General features: G+C 60.3%; 20 protein-coding genes. 12 read left to right on the top strand and 8 right to left on the bottom strand.

The genetic code is table 11. The features are described 5' to 3' along the window. The first annotated feature begins 1 nt into the window (after nt 1). On the top strand, nt 2-1102 hold the full coding sequence (locus KH389_RS23865; RefSeq protein WP_213606386.1) for a cytochrome-c peroxidase: 1101 nt from the start codon (nt 2-4) through the stop codon (nt 1100-1102). Between the two features lie 105 nt (nt 1103-1207). Next, nucleotides 1208-1759: an NADAR family protein gene (locus tag KH389_RS23860; RefSeq protein ID WP_054916411.1), complete on the top strand. Its 552-nt coding sequence runs from the start codon at nt 1208-1210 to the stop codon at nt 1757-1759. A 19-nt stretch (nt 1760-1778) separates the two neighbouring features. Here KH389_RS23860 and KH389_RS23855 read toward each other — a convergent pair whose 3' ends face one another. Next, nucleotides 1779-2675: a LysR substrate-binding domain-containing protein gene (locus KH389_RS23855; protein ID WP_054916410.1), complete on the bottom strand. Its 897-nt coding sequence runs from the start codon at nt 2673-2675 to the stop codon at nt 1779-1781. 126 nt (nt 2676-2801) lie between these two features. On the opposite strand from KH389_RS23855, the gene KH389_RS23850 reads away from it, so the two are divergent. Next, entirely contained in the window at nt 2802-3866 is a 1065-nt protein-coding gene (locus tag KH389_RS23850) for a D-cysteine desulfhydrase family protein (protein ID WP_116052311.1), read from the top strand. Here the strand turns inward: KH389_RS23850 and KH389_RS23845 are convergent. From KH389_RS23845 to KH389_RS23820, 6 genes are all read right to left on the bottom strand, one after another. Then, nucleotides 3809-5005 carry a flavin-containing monooxygenase gene (locus KH389_RS23845; RefSeq protein WP_213606385.1) on the bottom strand — a complete coding sequence of 399 codons (1197 nt, stop codon included), beginning with the start codon at nt 5003-5005 and terminating at the stop codon, nt 3809-3811. The genes KH389_RS23850 and KH389_RS23845 overlap by 58 nt on opposite strands. Next, nucleotides 4998-5552, bottom strand: coding sequence for an OsmC family protein (locus tag KH389_RS23840; RefSeq protein WP_043863935.1), 555 nt, complete (start codon nt 5550-5552; stop codon nt 4998-5000). The genes KH389_RS23845 and KH389_RS23840 overlap by 8 nt, the downstream gene beginning before the upstream one ends. 77 nt (nt 5553-5629) lie before the next feature. Next, entirely contained in the window at nt 5630-6397 is a 768-nt protein-coding gene (locus tag KH389_RS23835) for an ABC transporter ATP-binding protein (RefSeq protein ID WP_078481403.1), read from the bottom strand. Then, entirely contained in the window at nt 6394-7227 is an 834-nt protein-coding gene (locus KH389_RS23830; RefSeq protein WP_043863933.1) for an ABC transporter permease, read from the bottom strand. The genes KH389_RS23835 and KH389_RS23830 overlap by 4 nt, the downstream gene beginning before the upstream one ends. Continuing rightward, on the bottom strand, nt 7224-8300 hold the full coding sequence (locus tag KH389_RS23825; RefSeq protein ID WP_213606383.1) for an ABC transporter substrate-binding protein: 1077 nt from the start codon (nt 8298-8300) through the stop codon (nt 7224-7226). Before KH389_RS23825 ends, KH389_RS23830 begins: the two co-directional genes overlap by 4 nt. Nucleotides 8301-8456: 156 nt before the next feature. Further along, nucleotides 8457-9035: a TetR/AcrR family transcriptional regulator gene (locus KH389_RS23820; RefSeq protein WP_043863931.1), complete on the bottom strand. Its 579-nt coding sequence runs from the start codon at nt 9033-9035 to the stop codon at nt 8457-8459. Nucleotides 9036-9270: 235 nt separating this feature from the next. Here KH389_RS23820 and KH389_RS23815 point away from each other — a divergent pair, with 235 nt between their 5' ends. From KH389_RS23815 to KH389_RS23775, 9 genes are all read left to right on the top strand, one after another. Then, nucleotides 9271-9771, top strand: coding sequence for a sigma-70 family RNA polymerase sigma factor (locus KH389_RS23815; protein WP_043863930.1), 501 nt, complete (start codon nt 9271-9273; stop codon nt 9769-9771). Next, complete coding sequence (locus KH389_RS23810) at nt 9771-10718, top strand: FecR domain-containing protein (protein WP_213606381.1); 948 nt, start codon at nt 9771-9773, stop codon at nt 10716-10718. The genes KH389_RS23815 and KH389_RS23810 overlap by 1 nt, the downstream gene beginning before the upstream one ends. A gap of 113 nt (nt 10719-10831) precedes the next feature. Next, nucleotides 10832-13261 carry a TonB-dependent siderophore receptor gene (locus tag KH389_RS23805; RefSeq protein ID WP_043863928.1) on the top strand — a complete coding sequence of 810 codons (2430 nt, stop codon included), beginning with the start codon at nt 10832-10834 and terminating at the stop codon, nt 13259-13261. Between the two features lie 529 nt (nt 13262-13790). Further along, entirely contained in the window at nt 13791-13994 is a 204-nt protein-coding gene (locus KH389_RS23800) for a helix-turn-helix domain-containing protein (RefSeq protein WP_213606380.1), read from the top strand. Further along, nucleotides 13991-16723: a type I restriction endonuclease subunit R gene (locus tag KH389_RS23795; protein WP_213606379.1), complete on the top strand. Its 2733-nt coding sequence runs from the start codon at nt 13991-13993 to the stop codon at nt 16721-16723. Before KH389_RS23800 ends, KH389_RS23795 begins: the two co-directional genes overlap by 4 nt. A gap of 22 nt (nt 16724-16745) precedes the next feature. Continuing rightward, complete coding sequence (locus KH389_RS23790) at nt 16746-19199, top strand: type I restriction-modification system subunit M (RefSeq protein WP_213606378.1); 2454 nt, start codon at nt 16746-16748, stop codon at nt 19197-19199. After that, nucleotides 19196-21142 (top strand): restriction endonuclease subunit S, encoded by a 1947-nt coding sequence (locus KH389_RS23785; RefSeq protein ID WP_213606377.1) that lies wholly within the window; start codon nt 19196-19198, stop codon nt 21140-21142. Before KH389_RS23790 ends, KH389_RS23785 begins: the two co-directional genes overlap by 4 nt. Then, entirely contained in the window at nt 21142-22941 is a 1800-nt protein-coding gene (locus KH389_RS23780; RefSeq protein WP_213606376.1) for an AAA family ATPase, read from the top strand. Before KH389_RS23785 ends, KH389_RS23780 begins: the two co-directional genes overlap by 1 nt. Beyond that, nucleotides 22934-24043, top strand: a complete 1110-nt coding sequence (locus KH389_RS23775) for an HNH endonuclease signature motif containing protein (RefSeq protein WP_213606375.1) — start codon at nt 22934-22936, stop codon at nt 24041-24043. The genes KH389_RS23780 and KH389_RS23775 overlap by 8 nt, the downstream gene beginning before the upstream one ends. A gap of 155 nt (nt 24044-24198) precedes the next feature. On the opposite strand, the gene KH389_RS23770 is transcribed toward KH389_RS23775, so the two are convergent. After that, the gene (locus KH389_RS23770; protein ID WP_213606374.1) at nt 24199-24684 is read right to left on the bottom strand and encodes a JAB domain-containing protein; all 486 of its coding nucleotides are present in this window, start codon (nt 24682-24684) and stop codon (nt 24199-24201) included. Nucleotides 24685-24732 lie beyond the last annotated feature (48 nt).

Raw genomic sequence — 24732 nt, 5'->3', positions numbered from 1 at the left:
GATGCGCCTGTTCCTGATTGGCATCGCACTCATGCTGGCCAGCCCGGCCCTGTGGGCGCAGCACCACGCACCCCTGTGTGCATCGGCTGATGCGGCCTGCCTGCGCGAGGCCTACAGCCGCCCGCCGGCACACTGGCCGGCGCCGCAGGTGGACGCCGGCGTGGCCTGGCAGGAGCTGGGGCCACTGCCCGAGCGTGCACCCTCGCCTGCGCACAACCCCTACACCGAACAGAAGGCAGCGCTGGGGCGCATGCTGTTCTTCGACCCGCGCCTGTCGCGGTCGGGGCAGATCGCCTGTGCCTCGTGCCACGAGCCGGACCTGGCGTTCGCCGATGGGCGCCGGGTGTCGTTCGGTCATGGGCGTGCGCCAGGCCGGCGCAATGCGCCGAGCGTGGTCACCAGTGGCCTGGCCCCACAGCTGTTCTGGGATGGCCGCGCCGACAGCCTGGAAACCCAGGCGCTGATGCCGGTCGTCGATCCGGCGGAAATGGCCTTCAGCGTCGACGAACTGGTGGCCCGGTTGCGCGCCAGCGCCGATTACCCGGCGCTGTTTGCCGTGGCGTTTCCCGGGCAGGCGCTGGGTGCCGAGCAGATTGCCGCAGCCCTGGCGACCTATCAGCGCGATCTGTTGCGGGTCGCGCAGCGCACGCCGTTCGAGCGCTTCCTGCGCGGCCGCACTGCTGCGCTGAGTGACCAGCAGCTACATGGGCTGCACCTGTTTCGCACCAAGGCGCGCTGCATGAACTGCCACTTCGGGCCGGGAATGAGCGACCAGCGTTTTCACAATGCCGGCCTGACGTTCTACGGGCGCAGCCGCGAGGACCTGGGTCGCCATGAAGTCACCGGCCTGGCCGCGGACGTGGGGCGTTTTCGCACCCCTTCGCTGCGCCTGGTGAGCCGCACCGGCCCGTGGTTCCACAACGGTTTCGCCAGCAGCCTCGATCAGGTGCTGGCGTTCTACAACGTGGGCATGCCGCGGCCGGTGCCGAAGGCTGGGCAGCAGGGCGATCCGCTGTTTCCTGTCACCTCCGCACAGTTCGAGGCGCTGGGGCTGGACCGGGTGGAGTTGAAGGCGTTGAAGGCATTTCTGGAGGCGCTGTGAGCGGGTGCTGCATTACGCGGTAGTATCACCGTCCTGGCCGGCAGGCACCGTTCGGTGCTGCGGCCGGATGACCGTTGCAATGGTGTTATTGGAGAGGCAATCAGCGTGAACGATTCACAGATGCTCGAGGACCTGGTGTCCCGCTACCTGGCCGGCGAAAGGCCCGAGTTCGTATTCTTCTGGGGCCATCAGGTGAGCCGCAAGGGTGTCACCGCCTCGTGTTTCAGCCAGTGGTACGTGGCGCCGTTCGAGGTGGACGGGCAGTCGTACCAGTCGGCCGAGCACTACATGATGGCCGAGAAGGCGGCGCTGTTTGGTGATGAACAGACGCGGGCACGGATTATCGAGGCGACCGATCCCAATGCGGCCAAGGCACTCGGACGCCAGGTGCGCGGGTTCGACGAGGCGCGGTGGGCACAGGAGCGTTTCGCGATCGTGGTGCGGGCCAACCAGGCCAAGTTTTCCCAGAACGCGGAACTGGGGGCCTTCCTGCAGGGCACCGGCACGCGGGTGATCGTGGAGGCCAGCCCGGTGGACCGGGTGTGGGGGATCGGCCTGGCACAGGATGACCAGAACGCCCACCGGCCGGACCGCTGGCGCGGCCTGAACCTGCTGGGCTTCGCGCTGATGCAGGTGCGCGACGCGGCGCAGGCCTGACGGCCCGCCGGCCCTGCGATCAGGGCTGGCTCGGCAAGCCGAGCCGCGCCTGGATGAACGCGACGAAGGCAGTGAGCTTGGGCAGTGACTTCTTCGAGCGTGGATACACCATCTGCACCGGTTTGTGGGCCGGCACATACGCCCCCAGAATGCTCACCAGCTCCTTGTTCGCCAGCGCGGCGGCCACCAGAAAGTCCGGCTGCATCAGGATCCCGCTGCCGGCAATGGCGGCCTGCAGCAGTACCTGGCCATCGTTGCTGCGAAGCACCGCCTGCTCGGGCCAGAACACCTCCTTGCCAGCCTGCTTGAGTGGCCAGGCAAAGCGGTTGTTCCAGGAGGTGTGGGTGAGGATTCGGTGGGCGTGGAGCGCCTCCGGTGTTGTCGGCTCGCCGGCCTTCTCGAGGTATTTCGGGGCGGCGCAGATCACCATCTGATAGGGCGGCAGGGGCTGCGAGACCAGGTTGGCGTCAACCAGCTCGGCGATCCTGAAGCCCAGGTCGAAGGCACTCTCGTAGAGGTCCACCACCTCGTTGCTCAGGATCAGCTCGACCTGAACCTGCGGGTAGCGCTGCATGAACTCGGTCACCAGCGGGCCGACCAGCGATACCCCCAGTGTCATCGGCGCGGTCACCCGCAGCAGGCCACTGGGTGCGTCGCTGGAGGCTTCTACCCGGTTGTAGGCGTAGGCGACCTGCTCCAGGGCGGTCCTGGCCTCGGCATAGAAGATGCGGCCTTCGCCGGTTATGGTCTGCCGGCGTGTGGTGCGTTGAACCAGCCGGGTGTTCAGGGTTTTCTCAAGGCTCTGGACATGCCGCCCCACCATCACCGCCGACATCCCCAGCGCGGCAGCCGCCCCGGCAAAGCTGCCGGCTTCGACCACGGCAACAAATACTTCCATCTGCCTGAGCTTGCTCATCGAGTGATCCGAGAGGTGATGATTACTAATGTTGAGTGAGCCAATTGCTAACCTGGCGTGCGTTTATTGCGCTTTAGTTTATCCCTATAGTCCGTGGCATTGAACCAGAGCACGAGGTGTCATCCCATGCGACATGTACTGAGCCAGGCGCTGGGCGCATTCGCGCGCGCCGATCTGCTGCAGGGCGCCACCGGCATACAACGCGCCGAGCGTATCGAGCACCATCTGGGCCTGCCGGCCATGGGTGTCGGCCTGTACCTCAAGCGCGATGACCACATGCTTGTCGGCGGTGGCGGCAACAAGCTGCGCAAACTGGAGTTCCACCTGGGCGAGGCGCTGAAGAACGGCGTCGACACCCTGATCACCGTGGGCGGCATCCAGTCCAACCACGCCCGGTTGACGGCCGCCGTGTGCGCCCGGCTGGGGCTTGAATGCGAACTGATCCTCAGCCGTGCGGTGCCCAGGGCCGATCGCGATTACGAGCTCAATGGCAATGTGCTGCTCGACCAGCTGTTCGGGGCCAGGGTGCAGGTGCTGGACAGGGGCGCCGATGCACTGGCAGCGGCCGAGGCGCGCGCGCAGCAGTTGCGTGCGGCAGGTCGCAAGGTGCTGGTCATTCCCACCGGCGGTTCCACGCCGCTTGGCAGCCTGGGCTACGCCCGTTGCGCCGAAGAGATCGTGCAGCAGGAAACCGCGATGGGCGTGCGATTCGACGAGGTCGTGGTTCCCAATGGCAGCGCCGGCACCCATGCCGGGCTTGCGGCGGGGTTCGAGGTACTGGGGCGGGGTGCGGCGAGCGTCAGGTCCTGGTCGGTGCTGGCCGACCAGCAGGCCGCGGCGGCCACGACCCTGCAGTTGACTCGCCAGGCGCTGGCCTTGCTGGGCCATGCTGCAAGCCTCGATGCGAGTGCGATCAACATCGATGGCAGCCAGTTGGGCGAAGGCTACGGGCTGCCGACCCAGGCCATGCTCGAAGCGGTGCGCCTGATGGCGCGCTGCGAAGGTGTGCTGGTGGACCCGGTGTACTCGGGCAAGGCCTTCGCCGGGCTGCTGGCCGACCTGCGACAGGGCCGCTATCGCCGCGGCGATAACGTGCTGTTCATCATGACCGGTGGCACCCCGGGGCTTTACGCCTACAGGGAAACCTTCGCCGAGCCGGTGCAAGGCGCCAGTTGCGTGGCGTCGAGATAGTCCTTGACCGCCCTTGCCACGCCAGGCGCCTGCAGGCCGATTTCGCGCAGTTGCCCGCTCAAGGGGTTGCGGTAACCGATGAAGAACAGGCCCCGCGCAACGCTCGACTGGCCGTCGTCATCCACGGTCGGCTTGCCGTCTGCCGTGAGCGCCTCGGGGTACTGGATCAGCGCCTCCAGGCCGGTGGTGTAGCCGGTGCCCGCAACGATCACGTCCATGCGCAGCGTGCAGCGCTCGGTGCGGTCGATGCCGGTGTGGGCCAAGGCGCCTTGCTCGTTCAGTTCCAGCAGCGGGCCGACCACCTTGATGCGGCGCTGTTTCAGGTCGTCGATCACCGGCATGAACAGCGTCGGCGTGACACTGCCCAGCCCGGACACGCCCTGTGCCGGTGGTGGCAGGCCGTAGGCCGACAGGTCGCCGACCCAGCGCCGCGACAACCAGCTCAGCACCGCGTCGCTCGCGCGGGGCGGCAGCCGACGGATCAGCGTACCCAGTGCCGCCAGCGGCACGCCGAACAGGCTCTTGGGCAGAAAGTGCGGCGCGCGCCGCACCGACAGCGTGACCGACGCGGCATGGGGCACCAGGCGGCTGGCTATCTCGCAGGACGAATTGCCGCTGCCGACCACCACCACGTGCTTGCCGGCGTAGGCACGTGCATTGCCGAAGTGCGCAGCATGCACGATCTGCCCGGCAAAGCGCTGTGCCCCCGGCCACTGCGGGATCGACGGTACGCACGAGGTACCGGTGGCGACCACCAGCGCCGGTGCGCGCCACTCGCGGCCATCACGACAGCGCACCTGCCACATCGATTGCGCCTGAAGGTAGCCGACCGATTCCACGTCGCACCCGGTCAGCACCTCGAAGCCGCCCCGGGCCGGCAGTGACGCCAGCACCCGGGCCAGGTCATCGCGGCTCGGCCAGCGGCCTGCCGCCCATGGAAAGCGCCCGCCCGGCAACCCGGAAAACCAGCGCCCGGTGTTCAGGCGCAGGCCGTCATAGTGGTTGCGCCACACGTCGCCCACGGCCTGCGTGCGCTCCAGCACCAGCGGGCGCAGGCCGGCGCGTACCAGCTCGTAGGCGCAGGACAGCCCCGCCGGCCCGCCACCCACCACCAGTACCCTGTGCGCGTTGTCAGCCATGGGTGGCGCCGCCGGTGTGTTGCACCTCCACCGTCAGGGGCACGGGACGCATGATGGTGTCGGGGATCGGCGCGGTCGGCAGCAGCTTGGCCAGCAATGCGTCCACGCGCTCGGGTGATTCCTCGGTATCGATCGACACCTGCACCTGGATGCTTTCAAAGCCCGGGTTGCCGCTGGTCACGCCAAATGCGGCGCGGAAATCCACGCGGCCGCTCACGTCCAGCACCAGGCTGTTGACCTTGACCCCGGATGCCGACAGGCCGCCGATGTAGGTGGCCGCCAGGCAGTTGCCGATACCCGCCAGCAACAGTTCCTGGGGCGTGGCGCCCAGGCCGGCGCCACCGTAGGCGCAGGGCTCGTCGCCGTGCAGCACGGCACCGGACTTGACCTTGGTGAGGGTCTGGTAGCCCTCGGTCCACTGCACACTGGTGTGGTAGAGCGGGCGTGCGATGTCACCCTCGCCATCGGCCCGGATGCGTTCGCGAACTGCTCGGCCGGCGTTGGCCTGGAGGCCGTTGATGGTGACGCGGTGGGTGGTTTCACTCATGGTCTGTGCTCTTCAAGGGGCGGCATGGCGGTCGAATGACCGTGTGCCAATCAGTTAATCGGGAGGTCCCGTGTCGACTAGAAATGCTCGGCCAGCCGGGTTTCGTGGGTCAGAAACGCGTCCAGCCGTTCTTGCAGGTCAAGCAGTTGCGCCGAGCGCACCTGGCGCGGGCGCGGCAGGTCGATTTCCAGGATCTGGGCGATGCGGCCGTGGGGCGTGCTGGCCATCAGCACGATACGGTCGGCCAGCAGCAGCGCCTCCTGCAGGTCGTGGGTCACCATCAGCACCGTGGCGCCGCTGGTGTTCCAGGCGCGCAGCAACTGGTCCTGCATCAGGCGCCGGGTCTGTGCGTCCAGCGCCGAAAACGGCTCGTCGAGCAGCAGCAGGCGTGGCTCCAGGGCCAGTGCCCTGGCCAGGGCGATGCGCTGGCACATGCCGCCGGACAATGCCGCCGGCCGGTGCCGGGCGAATTCGGCCAGGCCCACGTCGGCAAGCAGCTGCTCGGCGCGCCGGGTGGCCGCTTCACGGTCAAGCCCGCGGTTGAGCAGGGCGATGGCAATGTTTTCCACCGCACTCATCCACGGGAACAGGTTGTTCTGCTGGAAGATCAGCGCACTGTCGGGCTGGTTGCCGCTCACTGCCTGGCCGTCGTACAGCAGCTGCCCGGTGCTGGGTTGCTGCAGGCCCGCGGCGATGTTGAGCAGGGTGCTCTTGCCGCACCCGCTGCGCCCCAGCAGCACGGTGAAACTGGCGGCCTTGATATCCAGGTCACCCACCTCGACCCGTGTGCCGCCTTCGAACTGCTTGCTCAGGCCACGAAAACTCAGCGTGGCGCCCCGGCTCATGACGCCCACCCGGTAAGGCGGCGTCCGAGCAACAGCATCAGGCGATCCACCACGAAACCCACGACACCAATGGTCATCACACCCACCATCACCAACGGCATGTTGTACATCTGCTGGGCCATGATGATCATGTAGCCCAACCCGGAATTGATTCCCGCCATCTCGCCGGCCAGCACCGCCATCCACGCGCCGAAGAACGCCATGCGCAGGCTGGTCATCGCGCTGGGGGCGATTGCCGGCAGTCGTACGCGCAGCCAGATCTGTTGGCGCGTGCACCTCAGGTTGCGGGCGATGTTCAGGTACTGCGGGTCGATGGCATCCAGCGCGGCGACCAGCGACAGCGTCATGGTGCCCAGCACGGCCAGGAACACCACGAACACCGCGGCCTGTCCGCCGATGCCGATCACCGCGATGGTGAAGGGGACCCAGGCCACCGGTGAGATCGGCGCCAGGGTCTGCACCAGCGGCAGGATCAGGCGGCGCAGCAGCTTCACCTCGGTGGTGATCACCGCCAGCAGCAGCGCCACCAGGCTGCCAGCCAGCAACCCGCCGCTGACCCGCAGCAGGGTCACCAGCAAGGCCTCCAGCAAGCCGCTGCGCTGCTGCCCGAAACCCACCACTGCTTCACCGGAAAACGCATACGGCAGGGTCACGCTGGGAGGCGGGAGCACGCGGCCATCCAGCCAGCCAGACTGCACCGCCAACTCCCATGCGCCGATCAGCAATGCCCACGCCAGCAGGAACCACAGCGTGTCGCGCAGCGCGCCCAGATAACGCGGGGCACGGCGTGCGTCGGGCTGCCGGCTCAGGGTCAGAACGGCCTGGTTCATCCCGTCACCTGGGCAGCAGGTTGATGACGCAGGTCCAGAACCGCGTCGATCGGGTTGTCGGTGAAGTAGCCCAGTTCGACCAGGTAGCCGGCGCCGCGCTTGAGGCCGGCCACGCCTACCGGGCTGATGACCGGGTTGGGCGCCTGGCGTGCCAGGGCCACCTTGAGCACCTCGTTGGATACCCCGTAGATCGGCTGCAATTGCTGGATGGCGTTGTCGAAGTTGGCTTTCATCGCAGTGGCCGATGCCTGCAGCAGTTCCAGGTAGCGTTTGAGCAGCGGCCCCTGTTCCTGGCTGGTGCGCACCTGCGTGGTGATCACGCAGTCGGCGGCCTCCGGGCCCCACACCGCGTTGGAGTCGCTCAGGTAGCGTGCGCCGGTGGTGCTGACCACGTTCTGGGCATAGGGCTGTGCCAGGGTGCACACGTCGAGGCGGCCGTTGGCGATGGCTTCGCCCATCCCGGCCATGCTCGGGAAGAAGGTCATCTGATAGTCGTTGTAGGATTTGCCGTGGCGCGCCATCGAGCCGTAGCCCACCAGTTCCAGGGTATCCAGGCGCAGGGTGCCGACGCGCAGCCCGCTGCCTGCGGCGGCGATGAATTCATCCAGGCTGACCACCGAGCCGTTGCGCGCCACCAGTTCGATGCCGCCTTGCCCCGAGCCACCGATGATGCGCAGCTCCTGGGTGCCCTTGGCGTAGGCGGCTGCGGTCATGGTCCAGGGCCCGTGCATCAGTTCCAGGCGACCTGCCAACAAGGCCTGCAGGGCATCGCTTGGGCTGTTGAATTGCGTCAGCTCCACCTGCAGGCCGGCCGCCGCAAAATCACCGCGCAGCTTTGCCAGCAGCAGGTGCGACACGCAGCCGGCGGGCATGTGCCCCACACGCAGCAGCGGCCCGCCGGTGGCGGCTTCGACCTTGCTGGCCGCTGCCAGCAGCGCGGTGCCGGCGGCGCTCAGCGCCAGCATGCCGCAGCCACAGGCGCACATGAACGAGCGGCGGCTCAGGTTGGACTGGAGTGCGGGCGTCGCTTGCGCGCCACTGGTGGAGAACAATCGCTGGAAAAAATCTCTCATCACACGCATCCCAAAACAGGTAGACCGATCGTTCTCGGCAGGCGCGTGAAGTATGTGAGATCTGCGATATAAGCAGAACTAATATTTTAAGCTTAGCTTATGCCTCATTAGCATATAGGCGCCGAGGCCTGCACCGGCAGCGGTGCAGGGGGCGGGCTAGGCGGCTTTCGCTTCGCGCAGCAGGGTCAGCAGGATCGAGCGTGCAACCTGTGCGCTTCTGGCGTTGCGCGAGACCATCGCGGTGGCGATGGCACCGTCGATCAGCAGCGAGATCTGCTGCGCGACCCAGGCCGGTTCCGGCAGCCCGCAGGCCGCGGCCAGTTGCTCGATGCGGTCATGCACCCGATCGAAGTGTGCCTGGGCCAGGTCACGTACCCAGCTGGAAGACTTGTCGTGTTCGGCGACGGCGTTGGTGAACAGGCAGCCGAAGAAGCGCCCGCTGGCGAACCATTCCTCGAGCAGGTCGAACAGAAAGATCAGGCGTTGCTCCGGGTCGTCGGTACGCTGAGGCAGTGCCTGGTCAAACCAGCCAAACCACATCGCTGCCTCGCGATCGAACACGGCACGCAGCAGGTTCTCCTTGGAGCCATAGGTCTCGTACAGCGTGCGCCGCGCGACCTTGGCATCGCTGAGCAGGCGCGAAACGCCCGTTGCATGAATGCCTTCACGGCAGAACAGCCGTCGCGCGCTTTCCAGCAGGCGCTCGGCGGCAACGGTCGGGGGTGTGCTTTCCATCAAAATCGGTTCCGGCTGAATCAGTTTGGTGCAGAGTGCAACTTAATGGGTGGGGTGTCATCAGGGAAAGTGCTGGAGGTTGGGTTTTCGCGGGCAGGGGGAGGGGCAGGTGCGTAGTTTGCCCTGGGCATCATCAGGCCAGATGCACACCTGGCGGGCGGATTGCCCCTTGCACGAACTGCGCTCGCCCTAAATAATGCGATCAATTACCATTTGCATATTTAGTGGCCACCTTATGTCCGCACTCGAGCCTTTGGCACTTCACCAGCTTTATTCCGAACACAACGGTTGGCTGAAAGGCTGGTTGCGCATGCGCCTGGGCAATTCGGCCGATGCGGCGGATCTGGCCCAGGACACCTTCGTGCGGGTCATGACGGCACGCAACGCCGCGCCGATCCGAGAGCCGCGGGGCTACCTGACTGCAATTGCGCGCTCGCTGTTGATCGACAAGTCGAGGCGACGGGCGATCGAGCAGGCGTATCTGGTGGCCCTGGCGCAGAAGCCCGAACCGGTCGAGGTATCACCTGAGGTGCGCTTGTCCATTCTCGAGATGCTGGTGGCGGTCGACAGCCTGCTGGACGGGCTGGGCAAGCGTACCCGGGAGATCTTTCTGTCGGTGCAGCTGGAGGGGCAGACCTATGTGGCGGTGGCCGAACGCCTCGGGGTCTCGGTCACCACGGTGAAGAACCATCTGGTGCGAGCCATGACCGAGTGCCTGCTGCTGGCGGACAACTGATGAGCGCGGCGCTCGATCGTCGGACCCTCGAAGCTGCTGCGACCTGGTACGTGCAGCTCAACGATGCAGGGGTGGACGAGGCCTGCACCCGGGCCTGGCAGCAATGGTTGGGGGCAGATCCTTCGCACGCCGAGGCATGGGCGCGGGTCGAGGCGTTCCAGCGGCAATGGGCAACGGTACCCGCACATGCCGCCCGGTCAGGGCTGGATGCGGCCCAGGCGCAACGCCGCGAGGTATTGAAGATCCTCGGCGTGTTGCTGGCCGTCGGGGGCAGCAGCTGGATGATCGGCAAACCGCTGGCGAACCATGGCCTGTTCGCTCAGCAGAGCACGGGCGCGCGCGAGCGTCGCTCGCTGCGGCTGGACGACGGATCGCAGCTGGAACTCAACGCCAACACCGCGCTGGATGCGAGCTTCGACAGGCAACTTCGGCTTATCCGTCTTTACCGCGGGGAGATCCTCGTGCAAACCGCCAAGGATCCTGGGCAGCGGCCGTTTATCGTCGAGACCCAGGACGGGCGCATCCACGCGCTCGGGACGCGCTTCAGCGTGCGCCAGATGACCGACCGGACCCGCGTGGGTGTGCTGCAGTCGGCAGTCGAGCTCCGTCCTCGCCGTCACCCGGAGCGGGCAGTGCGTCTGGAGGCCGGTCAGCAGGCGGCGTTCGATCCTGATCGCGCCGATCCTGCCGGTGTCTTGGCACAGGGTTCGACCGCGTGGGTGCAGGGCATGCTGAGTGTCGACGAGTGGCGCCTCGGGGAGTTCATCGACGAGCTGGGGCGCTATCGCCCGGGCGTGCTGCGCTGCGCCGGAGCGGTTCGCGACCTGAGCATTTCCGGAGCGTTCCGTATCGACGATACAGATGCGGTCCTGGAAAACCTGACCCGGACCTTGCCGGTGAAGCTGCGTTACCTGACCCGCTACTGGGTCAGTGTCGAGGCTGTCTGAACCGTCACTGACAGAAAATACGCGGAGCACCTTGCTGATTATGATTCTCATCCGTCAATGACAGGAGCCGCGATGACAGCGGATTTCTGCCAAGACAACAGAAGGATCATTTCATGCCCCAGCTTTGCTTCTCCCCCTCGATCTCATTGCCCCGCGCAGTGCGCCTGGCGATGTTCGGCCTGACGATGGCGAGTGTGCCGGGGGTGGTGCTGATGCCTGCTGCGGCTCACGCCCAGAGCCGTATCGCCTACCACATCGGCGCAGGCCCGCTGGGTAGCGCGCTGACCCAGTTCGGCGTGCAGGCGGGTGTGACGATTTCCTTCGATCCGCGGCAGATCCACGCGCTGACCACCCCGGGCCTTGATGGTGCCTATGGGGTCGATGAGGGGCTGGCGTTGCTGCTGTCCAATAGCGGCTTGCGCGCTCAGCGCCAGGCCAATGGTGGGTATCTGCTGGTCCAGGACGGTTCCTCGGACGCGGTCGTGCTCGGCGCCACCACCGTCAACGGGCAGGGCCTGGGCGCCACGACCGAGGGCACCGGTTCGTACACCACGGGCTCGACCAACACGGCGACCAAGCTCGCCCTGAGCCTGCGGGAAACACCGCAGTCGGTGACGGTGATCACCCGCAAGAGGATGGACGACCAGAACATCCAGAGCCTGGACGACATCGCGCGCACGGCGACCGGTATCACCCTCACCAAGATCGGCACTGATCGCTCCACCTATTACTCGCGCGGCTTCGAGATCAGCGACCTGCAATATGACGGCATTCCGACCAACATCTCGGAAAACTACTCCATGGACGTCATGTCCACCTCGAACATGGCCATCTATGACCGCGTCGAGGTCGTACGCGGCGCCAACGGCTTGATGCAGGGCACGGGCAACCCGTCGGCGGCGATCAACCTGGTACGCAAACGGCCGACCCAGGACTTTCGTCTGGGCGCGGAGCTGGGGGCAGGCTCCTGGGACAACTACCGTGGCCAGGTGGATGTTTCCGGGCCACTGACCCCTACGGGCAATGTTCGCGGCCGTGCAGTGGCCTACTACAACAACGCCAACAGCTACCGCGACGGCTCCGAGCGTGACAACCAGTTGCTGTACCTGGTGGGTGAGGCGGATCTGAACGATTCCACCGTACTGACGGTGGGTGCCACTCTCCAGAAAGACAACCAGAACGGCTATGACTGGGGCGGCTTGAACACTCGTCGTGACGGCTCCTTCTATCCGCTTTCGCGTTCCACCAACCTCAACGGCAAGTGGGCCCATCTGGATCGCAACAACTACACGCTGTTCAGCGACCTCACGCACACCTTCGACAACGAGTGGAAGTTGACCCTGGCCATGAATGCGATCTGGTCGAACGCCGACTTTCTCTCCGCGTACCCGAACCGGGTAGCGGGCGACAACTATCGCATGACCGTCTCCCAGGCCGATTACGAAGACACCCAGTTCGCCCTGGACCTCTATGCTACCGGGCCCTTCGAGCTGTTCGGGCGCAAGCATCAGTTGATGCTCGGGGCCAACACGCGCAAGGACGAGTTCGACGCGGTGATCAAGAGCGCCACCAACAACCCGACGATCGACATCACCGACTTCGACTACAGTGCCCTGCCCAGCCCGATCCTCAATGCTATCGGCGCAGACTACAACTACACCCGCAAGGAGCGTGGCCTGTATGGTGCCTCGCGCTTCAGCCTGACCGATGACCTGAGCCTGATCGTCGGTACGCGGGTGAGCTGGTCGGACTACAAGGTGGCCAGCCCCTACACCAATGACCAATACCGGGAGAATGGCCGGCTGGTGCCATATGCCGGGCTGGTGCTGGACCTGGACAAGCACCACACCTGGTATGCCAGCTACACCGAGATCTACAAGACACAGAGTTACTACGGTGTCGGCAATACCTTGCTTGACCCGATCGAAGGCGAGAATTACGAAACCGGCATCAAGGGTGAATACTTCGATGGTCGGCTGAACACCTCGCTGGCAATCTTCCAGACGAGCTTGGAGAACATGCCCGAGGCGTTGCCGGTGTCGCCCACCTGTGGTGTGACGGGGACGAGCAAGTGCTATGAAACAGGCGCAAAAGTGCGTAACCGTGGCTTCGAACTGGAGGTGTCCGGCGAGCCGTTGGAGAACTGGAATGTCAGCGCTGGCTATACCTATAGCGATCCCGAATATGTGGCGGGCGCCAGCAAGGGTTCGGACTACTACCGCAAGATCCCGCGCCGCCTGCTCAAGGTGGCAACCGACTACCGCTTGCCCGGTGTCCTCGACCAATGGCGTGTGGGCGGCGATGTCTATGCACAGAGCCGCACTGCCGCCGACGTGACCGGGTACGACATCAAGCAGGGTGGCTACACCTTGCTCAACCTGCATGCGCACTATCAGATCAACCAACAGTTCAGCGTGCAGTACAACCTCAACAACGTTCTGGACAAGGTTTACTACCAGTCCTTGCCCACTTCCAACAACTTCGGCGGCCTGTACTACGGTGATCCACGCAATTTTGCGGTGACGCTGCGCTACCAATACTGATGCAAGGCCTGGGCGTGGCTTTTCGGAGAGTCCCGATGGCGTGGCCATGTCCAGGCGGCCTTTACCCGTCCCCCCATGCAAGGTTTGGGAATGGCTTCAGGTGTTGGGACGGGTTTTTCTGGGCATTAAAAAGCCGGCTTGTGGGCGGCGTTATTTTAAGATTTAGGCCTTATTTTACAGGGTTCTATTGGTTGGCGTGTTTTTGTCCCCCCATTTGTCCCCCCATGGACGCTCTGCGTCGCCTTGGCTACTTTCAGCCGCGCCGTACCATCTTAGACGTCCGTAATGGGTAGCGCTTCTGTGACGACGTGGAGGTAGGCTGATTAGTTAAATTCACGCTGCATGGGCCAGTGCGTTGGGAATGTCTACCCACGATAGCAAGGGCTTGGTGCATATCCCCCGATAACGCTGTGTAGTGGTGTCGCCCCTCGTAAATTTTCTACAGCTAAGACTGCACGGTTTCTTTTGTGCTGATAGACTTTGGACGACTTTAAACGACTATCACTGACTTAGCTTGAGCGAAACCATAATGAGTACTGAGTCCTGGGTCACTGCTGAGCAGGTCTCCCTTCATTTAGGGGTGGCTAAAGACACGGTATATCGCTGGCGTGAGCGCAAAGCTTTGCCAGCGCACAAGGTCGGTCGTCTATGGAAGTTTCAGCTGTCTGAGGTCGATGAATGGGTGCGTGCGGGTGGCGCAGACGAGCATCAAGACTCAGGGAATGAGCAATGACTACTTCGAGCCGTAATGAAGCGCAGACAAGAATTCAGGCTATTGACTCTCAGCTCGCTCATGCTGGCTGGTCTCGAAATCGGCGAACTCTTGTCGAAGAGTTTTTGCTGAAGACAGCCGAACCCGACAGCGGATATGGCAACGAGCAGTTTGCTGACTACGTCCTACTTGGTTCAGATGGCAATCCGATTGCGGTAGTCGAGGCCAAGCGGTCATCCCGTGACGAACTTGCTGGAAAACGTCAGGCCGCTGACTACGCAGATGCAATCAAAGCCAAATTCGGCAGCAACCCCTTCATTTTCCTCACCAACGGCAAAGAAATTCAATTCTGGGATCGTGAGCGCTATGCGCCTCGAAAGGTCTCCGGTTTTTATACGCGGGACGATCTGGAGCGACTACGTCATCAGCGACAGTTTGCCCAGTCGCTGGCTGGCGTCACTATCAACGCCGACATTGCAGGTCGTGACTATCAGAACGAGGCCATCCGACGTGTCACTGAAGGGGTAGATGCGGCCAATCGCAAATTTTTGCTGGTGATGGCCACGGGCACAGGTAAGACTCGAACGACCATCGCCCTTGTAGACACTTTGCTGCGTTCGAAGCGCGTGCAGCGAGTACTGTTCCTGGCCGACCGCCGCGAATTGGTGCGTCAGGCTATGTCGGAGTTCAAATCTCACCTACCCAATGAGAGTCTGGCTCGAATTGAGTCCGGAGAAACCTCTGGTGCGCGCATTCAATTCTCGACCTACCCCAGTATGACGCAAGTTTTTTCGAGCTTGTCGGTGGGTTACTACGATCTGATTGTCGCTGATGAAAGCCATCGTTCCATCTATCAGCGCTACAAGGCCATCTTCGATCACTTTGATGCGATCCAGCTCGGGCTGACCGCTACCCCAACCGATTACATTGATCACAACACCTTCGAGCTATTTGATTGCGGCGACGGCGCGCCCAGCTACTACTACAGCTACGAACAGGCCATTGCCGACAAAAACTTGGTGAACTACCGCGTGCTGGATGCGCAAACCAATTTTCAGCTTCAAGGTATTCAAGGCAATGCACTGCCTGAACCATTGAAACAGATGGCCCATGATCAAGGTGTGGATCTCGATGAGCTCAACTTCGATGGCAGTGATATCGAAAAGGGCATCATCAACCAAGGCACCACAGATGCGATGGTGCGAGAGTTCATGGATAAGAGCCGCAAAGATGTTCGCGGTTTGCCGCACAAATCCATCATTTTTGCAGTGAGCCATGCCCACGCCAAACGACTGTATGAGGGTTTCAACCGCCTGTATCCAGAGCTTCAGCGCCAAGGCATGGCTGAAATTATCGATAGCCACATGGAGCGCGCCGATGCCACGCTTGACGACTTCAAATATCGCACGATGCCGCGTGTGGCCATCTCGGTAGACATGCTCGATACCGGCGTGGACGTTCCAGCTATCCAGAACCTTGTGTTCGCCAAGCCCGTGTTCAGTAAGGTCAAATTCTGGCAGATGATTGGGCGCGGAACGAGGCTGCATACCGAAAAAGTTACTGGCGAGATCAAGAAAGACTTTCTTATCATCGACCACTGGAAGAACTTCGCTTACTTCAAGCTCAAACCCGATGGTGAGATCGACCACTCCAGTGAGCCGCTACCAGTGCGCCTTTTCCGCCTGCGGCTGGAAAAGTGGCAACTGCTGCACGCCCAGCAGCAAGATACGCAATCGGCCATCGAAGATCTGCTAGCCATGCTGCAAACATTGCCCAGGCACAGCATAAATGTGCGCCCCCATTGGGATGAGCTCGACGCGCTTGCGCAGCAATGGCCACGACCTAGTCAAAACACTCTTGAGCATTTATCTCAAACCATTGCGCCCCTGATGCGGCTGGCGCCGCTTGCAGGTCTAGATGAACTCCAGTTTCGCATCTGGTGCGAGCGACTCACTGTGGCCTGGCTTATGGGTGATGTCACCGAGCAAGCCAAGGTGAGCGAGCGCATCCAAGAGGCAGTGGGTAGTCTGGCCGACAACATTCCCGAGGTGCAGCGCGTGGCTGAACAGCGCACCTGGGTGCAGTCCGTTGGCTTCTGGCAACACTTGAATACGACCCGCTTAAACTCTCTGCAGTCTGTGTTTTCTCCATTAATGCGCTACCGCACTACAACACCAAGTCGCACTATTGAAATCAATCTGCCGGACAGCATCACACAGCGCAGTTGGATCATCTACGGTCCCACCGGTGAAGGTGCCTTTGCAGAAAGTTATCGCGAACAAGTCGAGGCCCTGGTGCGGCGGTTGGCTGACCAACTTCCTGAGCTAGCCAAGCTCAAGGACGGCGAGCATCTGATGGACAACGAATTGGAACGAATCAGCGCGACGCTGAACCAGACCGATCTATTCGTAACTGAAGGCACTTTGCGCAAAGCCTTTGAAGCCCCTGCCGCATCGCTGGCTGACTTCCTGCGTCACATACTTTGTGGAGGCGTACACCTGCCCAATCGCGAGGAGCGCATCAATACCGCATTCGACGCCTTCATCGCCGCTCACGGTTATTTGCGAGCCAACCAACTCAATTTCCTGCGGGCGGTGAAAGCCGCTGTGATACGCCACGGCCGCATTACCCGCGCTGCGCTCAGCGAACCACCGCTTTCACGTGTAGGTCGCGTGGAAGCGCTTTTTCCACCGCAGGACATCGACGAACTCATAAACCTCGCCAACCAGTTATTGGACGAGGCCGCCTGATCCATCAAGGACACACCACTGAATGCTTGCCCCTCATATCAAGAAAAAAGTCGACGAACTCTGGAATCGCTTCTGGGCTGCTGGCCTCACGAACCCTTTGGTTGCTGTTGAGCAGATTACCTACCTATTGTTCCTAAAGCGCCTGGAAGACATCGATCTCAAGCGCCAGCAGCGCGGCTTTCTGTCGATTTACGCTGGCTACGAATCCTGCAAGTGGAGCTACATCAGGCAAGAAAAGACTAATCCCAGTCATCTGATTGACGTGGTATTCCCTTGGCTGCGCGAGCTCGATAAGCACTTCACCAGTGCCAGCGCAGATGGTACAGAGCTGGCTAGCCTCAACAATCGCATGGCCGATGCCTACTTTCAGCTGGACCCCAACAAAGGCAAGGTGCTGTCTGATGCCATTGACGCCATCGACCAACTCTTCGCCCGTGCCGGTGAAGGTTCTGCTGCCCAAGACATCATGGGTGATACCTTTGAATACCTACTAAGCGAAGTCGCCACGGCCGGCAAAAATGGCCAGTTTCGCACTCCGCGCCATCTGATTCGTTTCATGGTCGAGTTGCTCGATCCTGAGCCAGGTCAGCGTGTCATCGACCCGGCCGCCGGAACGGGAGGATTCCTCTTCAGCACCCAACAGCACTTGATGCGCAAATTCTCTGCGCAAGACAACTTAGTATTGGAATGGGACGGCACCCCCCACCGTACAGATGGCGCTGCCGCCACGCCTGAGCAATATACCGCTATCCACAACGGTGCAAACTTCGTTGGCCTAGATAATGACCGCACCATGGCCCGCATCGGCTGGATGAACCTAGTGCTGCACGATGTGACCGACCCGCACTTGCTACAGGGCGATTCCCTTAGCAAACGCGAGGGCAAAGATCAGCTTAAACAACTGCTTGAATCGGAAACCTACGACTTCGTGCTGGCCAATCCGCCTTTTACCGGCACTGTAGATAGCGGCGATTTAGAGCCGGATTCCCTGCTGTTTCCGCGAGTGGGTGGAGGGGGTAAAAAGAAAGACGAATCCATTACCAACAAGAGCGAGTTGTTGTTCCTGTGGCTGATGCTCGACCTATTACGAGTTGGTGGACGTTGTGCAGTCATCATTCCTGAAGGGGTTATGTTCGGCAACACCGATGCCCACGTACGCCTGCGTCGTGAGTTGCTGACTGAACATGTGGTAGAAGGCGTCATTTCTCTGCCTGGCGGCGTATTTCAGCCGTATACAGGCGTCAAAACTTCCATCCTTATTTTCCGAAAGGAAACCCGTCGCGATGACAAGCAAACCTTCACCGGCTTTGCGGCGACGCGTACCGAGCACGTTTGGTTCTATGAGATAGAGGAAGATGGTTATACGAGAGATGCCAGGCGCAACGCTCGCCCTGGTCAACAAAACGACCTTTGGGATGCTCTAGAGAAATTCAAAGCCTGGTGCACACGTGGCCGCGAGGGTGCACTTCTCAACGAGAAGACCCTATTGCAGCCAAGTTTCTGGCCGGAGCGTTGGAGGCAAGCACTGCTGCGCGACACCGCCGAAAAACTCACGCCCGCCGGCGCTGCGTTTACCACGCTGCCGGACACCAACATGTGGGATGGACAAGTTTGGGGCATGCATGAACTGTTCCCCGAACTGCCTGCCAACCCGAAAGCGGCCGAAGAAAAAATACGCGCGAGCATAGCCAGTGTTTTGTTTGAGGTAACAATTCAAGCTTTTGTGCCAGCGGCACAGAAAGCCTGGGACGCCACTCTTAGTGCACGCTTGGCCGACAAAATCACCGATGCTGAACTACTGGAAGCATGGAAAAAGGCTGCCAGACCTGTAGAAGCGGAGTTCAAGAGGTTGGCCCGTGAAAAGGAAGTCTTCTTCGAAAAAGAGGATTCCCCTGCACTGCCAATATGGAAAGATCTGCTGAAAACTACACTCGCGGACGTGCAGTCTGACATTTATGTGCGTGGCATTCTGCGTGCCGATAAGCCGCCAAAAGTCATGACGACGCACGACATCGAGCAGACACTGACCGAAGCAGCCCGCGAAGTTGCCAAGCTAGATGGCTTTGACGTGACGCTGCGTAGCTTGGAAATTGATTACGCCACGGAACTAAAATCCGCCAAGCATTGGGTGGTGCCGGTGCGCGACTGGGCGCGTAACGACGAATGGCAAAGTGAAGATGGCCAGCTTGTCGGTTCACACGGTGGGGACGGTCTGGTGCGGTCGGCTTATGTAAAAGCTATGCTGGCCGACGGTCTATATGACGACAAAGGCACGCTCAAAGATGGCCTGCTCGACCCCGACTGTATCGAGGCCCGCGCTTGGAACTTGTCAGCCGGGCAGTACAAACCTTTCGACTTCACCCAGCTCAAGAGCCACAAGAGCATTGCCGAGCTGATAGGCACTCTCAAGATTACTGAGCAGGACATCATCCAGGGCCTGGACAAATTGCTGGCGATGGTGGAGGGGCGGGAATGAATTTGCCTGAGACTTGGGTACAGGTAACGGTTCGCGCCTTGGTCGAGGACATACAGCCCGGCTTTGCACAGAAACCAGGCGAAGAGGATGACGGCACAACGCCTCAGATTCGCACACACAACGTGACGCCTGATGGCAAGATTAGCATGGAAGGAATCAAGCACATCACAGCCAGTGAAAAGGAACTGGCGCGCTATTCACTCGCGGTAGGTGATGTTGTATTCAATAACACCAACAGTGAGGAGTGGGTAGGCAAGACAGCCGTCTTTGACCAAGCAGGGGAGTACGTCTTTTCCAACCACATGACTCGATTGCGTGCACGCCGTGAATTGGTTATTCCTGAGTATCTCGCGGGCTATCTACAACTGTTATGGTCGATGGGGTACACCAAGACTCGCGCGAAGCGATGGGTTAGCCAGTCCGGCGTTGAGAGTGACACCCTAGCCTCATTCAAAATTCCACTTCCCACACTCCCCGAACAACAGCGCATCGTCGATGTGCTTCGGCAGGCCGAAGTGGTGGCGAAAGCTAAGCAATCGATCAGTAAGCAGATTGATCATCTGGTCAGGACAGCTTATTGGGAGCACTTTGGTGCTTGGTACACCGCAGAGGGCATGATTGATCCCGTGCGGATAAGTGACTGGGTTGCCGATTCGCAGTACGGCGTTTCTGAGGCTATGGAAGGGCATGGTACGCACGCAGTACTACGTATGAACAGCATCACCACGAGTGGCTGGCTGGACTTGTCTGACCTGAAATATGCCAGCTTGTCCAAAAAAGATATCGGCTCAACTGAGTTGCAGGATGGCGACCTGCTGTTCAATCGTACGAACTCCAAAGAGCTGGTTGGCAAGTGCGCCATTTGGCGCCCGGTACCAGGCGCATTTAGTTTTGCGTCGTATCTCGTGCGCCTGCGCCTGAAACCGGAAATGCTACCTGAATATCTCTGGGCAACATTGAACAGCGCTTACGGGAAATATCGGCTTTTTAACTCAGCCAAACAGGCGGTCAGTATGGCGAATGTAAGCCCGACGGACCTGGGCCGCCTCACGGTTCCCCTTCCCCCGCGACCACTGCAAGAGAAGTTTGCTGCATTTGTGCGCGCGGTTGAGGAGTTGCGTACTCAGATGTTCAGTAAATTGACAGCATTTACCCAGTTGCAAGAAGTTGTTAGCCAGCAAGCTTTAATCGGTGATATGACCGCCCAATGGCGAGAGGATCACGCTGACGAAGTCGCTGAGGCAGCCTACACCCGCGACGCCTTGCTGAGCGAGCTCGGCACCAACATCATCAATTCAAGGGCTAAAGCGGTATTTGCTGTTTCAGATCAGGCGGACGCTACGGTGCGCCCCGCTCGCGACTGGCTTTTGAGCGAGCTCAGTGAGTTCCAGCGTCAGGTGTTGGCGGCCTTTACCGAGTATTGCCAGAAAAGTGGCCAGCCCTTGCTGGTCGAAGATCCCGATGAGTTCTCCCGCTTCTGCGACGATGATGTCGTGACAGATTGTTTGCAAAGCTTTGGTGAAACGATAGGTAACCGTATCCGCCGCTCGCTCAGCCAGTTGTCAGCGCAAGGCTTGATTGCCAAAGTCACATTGCCCAAACAAGATCCCGAGAGTGGTGAGCGCGACTACCTCAAGGCTTTCCGCCCGCTACGGCCTGAAGAGTTCACCCGTATGAACGATGTCCAGGCGCTGCGCAAGGTACTGTCGGCCGGAGTTGATCAGCTGCGCTACTTTTTTGAAGTTCAATTGGATTACGAAACCTCCGAACGAACGGGGGCTCGCGAGATGTTCCAGGTTACATCGCTTGAGGATGACGATGGCAAGGATTTCATTCACCTTATCGATCACGGTCAGCATTACGCTTCGCTCGATGACCTCAGAGCCGATATAGCTCGATCTCTCAAGGTGGATGCTGAGCAAGTCGAGCTGGAGGCTTTGTAATGCGCTTGCGTTATCTACATCTGAAAAACTACCCGCCGGTTGCTGACATCAAGGTGTGCTTTGCTAGTGGTTCTCCACTGGAACGTGCATGCTCCATCCGATTTGTGGTGGGCGTGAATGGGAGTGGTAAGTCCAACTTGCTGCGTGCAGTGGCCGAGGTGTTTCTGGCACTGGCTGATCAGCGGGTGCCAGCGTTCCCGGTCAGCCTGTTCTACGAGCTTGGCGTGCGTGGCTCACCCAATCACCGCACCTTGCTATTGCATTGCCCGGGCAACCGCCAGCTAGCCAGTCTCTGGCTGCACGAGCGCTTTGCTTTTGATGATCATAATGGGCAGGAGGTGTTTGAAACCTGCATTGAGCATCTGAATCTCAAGGGTATGCCTGCAGTGCCGGGCTTCTCCGCATTGATTGCGCCTGGCAGCTGGCCGCTACGCGACAGTACTCCTCCGCAAATTGCATTACCCTCGGCGGTGCTGGCGTACACCACGGGAGACTTACGCCCTTGGCGCTCGGTATGGGGCCGCAACCAGCACGCGGAGGGCTTACTGGAAACGGGCGATGACGCCCAAAGCGATGAGCGGCCTGCGGGGTGGAGTGCTGCACAGGAAAATTCCTTGCAAGCGAGCCGACAAGTCAGCGCGGAAACATCCAGGCCCAAGTTCAGTTCCAATGCCGAGAACGACCGCTTTCGTCGCCCCGTATTACTAGATCCCACACTGCTGAAGTGTGCACTCTTGGCCGTAGCCTTGCCGCAGGTCTTTGTTGAAGCTACAGGCTATTCGCTGCGCGCTGAGGCTGACTCAGTAATCGCCAGACTGCATCAAAGCGACAACAACAAGAGTGCGCTGCAAGACCTGCTGGAGCGCGGTGGTTGCCATCACCTGGTTTCAGTGGCCTTCCGCTCTTGCCTGCAGACAACCCATTGGGATCAGAAAGTCTGTGAAACTGCCCATGATTGGTGGTTATGCGCCAGCGAGGTGATCGCGGAGCCTCACCCAGTAGAGTCACGCCGCACGCTGTTTTTCGATCTCAACGGTACATTCGATGCACTTGGGCCGTCTTTCGTGTCTTCTGCCCGCGATGAATTACAAAGCTGCCGCAGTCACGGAGAAGCCTTGTGGGCGCTGCTAGGCGGTGCTGCGGATGCCAGCGCTTTTGATCTATTCACTCGCTTGCTGGAGCTCAATCAAGCGGGTTTGTTTGATGATGTGCTACTGCGCTTACGCCGTGCGCCGGTTCCAGTTAGTGGCGGCGAATCCAGCTCAGAGGACATTGGCGTCCTACGATATGAAGAGCTTTCAGATGGCGAACAAATGGTGCTGGGGCGCATGGCCTTATTCCACTTACTGCAAGGCCAACAAGACGCCTTGTTGCTGCTCGATGAGCCAGAGACGCACTTCAATGACAAATGGAAGCGCGAGATCGTCGATATCATCGACGAAGCTATCGGCCAGACTACCAATGATGTGTTGATATCAACCCACTCCGCCATCGTGCTCTCGGATGTGTTCAATAATGAGATCGTGATGGTAGAGAAATCTGTGCAAGGTTCAATCGTGCGCAGTGTGAACGAACCTACTTTTGCCACCGATCCCAGTGCGTTGATGATGACGGTCTTCGGCGCCGATGACAGTATTGGCAAGCGTGCTCAGGAGTTCATTGAGGGCAAACTGCTGCAAGCGACCGGTACACCGGCCGAAATTACCGATCTTGAGTTGCTAATTGCCCGGATGGGGTCTGGTTTCTACCGCAGCGAACTGCGCACATTGGTGAACACTTGGCGAGGTGGCGATGCTTAAGCCCATCCATCGAGTCGCTTGTTCTCCTGCATTAGCTGCCTGCAAGGCGATGATGCAGCGCTTTGCACTGTGGTTGTGTGATCCGGCGATTACCTCCGTGGGGCTCACCCAAGCGGGACTTCAACCTCCGGTTCTGGCATCGGCCATTGAGGCGAATTGGCTTTGGGCTTTTCTTCACAAAATCGATAGCGGGCATTCATTGTTGAGCCGTGCGCAGACGCTAGCAGATATGCCCGACTCTGAAAAAGGAGCATTGAGTGCTTGGGTGAATTCAATCTCTACATTGTCTGTGCAGTTTCAGCCCGCGCCTCTCCCCTGGCCAACCAACCGGCCAGCGATCAGCGATGCGGCATGGAAGGCATTTAAAGCATTGATGGAAGCTTTCTACGAAAAGGCATTTAAGAGCACGGGAGGCTTACCGTTCCTAGCCAATGGAGCGCCGACAAGCGCGGGTGGCGTAACTTACGCTACATACGTTCGAGTTTTTCGAGACGCACATCGGCTAAGCAATCACCCCCACGCTCGGGAGGTTTGTGTGATGTGTGGTGGTCCACTCGGAGATACTCCACACGTCGATCATTGGATCATTAAGAGCTCCTTCCCACTGCTCAGCGTGTGTGCTGACAATCTGCAGCTGATTTGTAGTACTTGCAACGAAGCGCCTAATAAAGGTGACAAGCCGACCTACTCCGATATCGGCTTTGCCGATTGGTTTCATCCCTACCTGAGGCCAGGTTATGGCAGTGTGCAGCCTGCATATGTACTGCAAGAGATGGCCGTGCGATGCCAGAGCCCTCATGCTGTAGACCAGCCCAGGTCTGAGAGTCTGAACCGGTTGTTCAACTTGGCCAGCCGTTGGACAAAGGAATTTAAGGCGGAGTACGCCAATCGACAAAATGTGTTGTGCAGGCGCGAAAGGCACCGCATACAACAAGCTCAGGAGCGTCACACTCAGGCTGACATTCAAGCCTACGTTCAGCAATGGCAGATGGATCTTGGCGACTGTGAGCCTCATCACGAAGTGCATAGCGCCCTGGCTGCAGCGTTGCAGGAGCCAACGCGTCTAGCTGCTTGGCACTCTGAGTTGGCATTAGTCAATTAATTCTACGTATAGGATTTTTACCTTTTAAAGCAAAAAATATCATTCAAACAGACAGGAGGCCGAAGTGCCTCCTGTCTGCCTTATGTTGATTATCCATTTCTGGGGGCGGCGCTTGAGCACCCGGTGAAAGAACAGGCAAGCAATGCGTACTGCGATTAAGATTGGCGGATATCGCAGCCTTCATAGCGCACTACGACATGATCCAATATTTGGGTACCAATCATATTGAGTGCATTCTTGAGGCCGGTGATCAGTGTGCTATCGACTTGCCTGGGCTGTGAGTCGATGGAGGCATAGTTATGCACCAGAATCACGGCCGCAGCGTTGTGCTCCAAGGCTATCTTGACCACCTCCCTAGGGGATACGCAGGCAACTTCTGATGCGCCCTTGAAAAGCTCCTTGAATCCAATGACCCGATGCTCTGTATCGAGCAGTAATAAAGCAAAGACTTCGTAATCATGGAACTGCAGCAGCGTCTGAAGGTGACTGAATACGAGTCTGCGCTCAGTCAGCGCGCGTCCCTTAGACAGACGAAACATCGCGAGTTGTTGAGCCATCTGCAAGACGTCGGCCTCGGTGAGCGGTGATTCCATGGCATAGGTGCAGGGCGTTTCACCGGTTTTGAGCTTGGGATATTTCATGCTGGTATTCCTATCACGAACGCGTGAAAGCACTGGAGGGTGGGTGGC

The organism is Pseudomonas qingdaonensis, from assembly GCF_018398475.1.
GTDB classification, from domain to species: domain Bacteria; phylum Pseudomonadota; class Gammaproteobacteria; order Pseudomonadales; family Pseudomonadaceae; genus Aquipseudomonas; species Aquipseudomonas palmensis.
The sequence above is the reverse complement of the archived record's forward strand: the minus strand, read 5'-3'. Positions and strand labels throughout refer to the sequence as shown.